The sequence below is a fragment of the Bowmanella yangjiangensis genome (assembly GCF_017255015.1).
GTDB classification, from domain to species: domain Bacteria; phylum Pseudomonadota; class Gammaproteobacteria; order Enterobacterales; family Alteromonadaceae; genus Bowmanella; species Bowmanella yangjiangensis.
On the sequence record NZ_JAFKCS010000119.1, the window covers coordinates 1,778 to 2,345 of the forward strand.

At 67.6% G+C, this 568-nt stretch carries 1 pseudogene; it reads right to left on the reverse strand.

Annotated features, from left to right (window positions below):
* Nucleotides 1-519: pseudogene (locus J0A65_RS27515) on the reverse strand (hypothetical protein); the annotation flags it as partial.
* Nucleotides 520-568: the final 49 nt, after the last annotated feature.

The following is a 568-nucleotide window of genomic DNA, read 5'->3' on the forward strand; positions in this document are numbered from 1 at the left end:
GCTGGCGATGATCGCCAGCTTCAGGCTCACGGAGAACTTCTCCAGGCGTTCCATCACGCTGAAGCCGCGCAGGTAGCCGGCGGCGAGGATGAGCAGGTAGATCAGCGTGGTGATGACCTTGGGCAGCGTGCCGCCCCGCACGTCGACGATGCGCCCGGCGAATGCGCCGAAGAGGTTGAGGTAGTAGGCCACGGAGATGAAGTAGGCGAAGGCCAGCACCCAGGACGACAGCCGTTCGCCAAGGTCCTGCAGCGGCGTGCCCCGGCCCTGGGGCGAGTCGCCCAGGTAGCGGATGTTGAAGCGCATGGCGCTGCCGAAGGCATAGCCCAGGGCGCACAGGACGAGCATGGCCAGCGGCGCCCAGCTGCCGAAGTTGACCAGCATCACCGGGCCGAGGATGAGGAAGCCGCTGCCGATGATCGAGGCCAGCGGGGTCACGGTGGCGCGCCACATCGGTGCCTTGGCGACGCGCGGCCAGAACAGCAGGGCGGCCACCAGCAGCAGCGTCAGCACGATCATCGCGGTCACTCGCGGACCTCCGGCAGTCAGGGATTCGAGGGCGCCTATT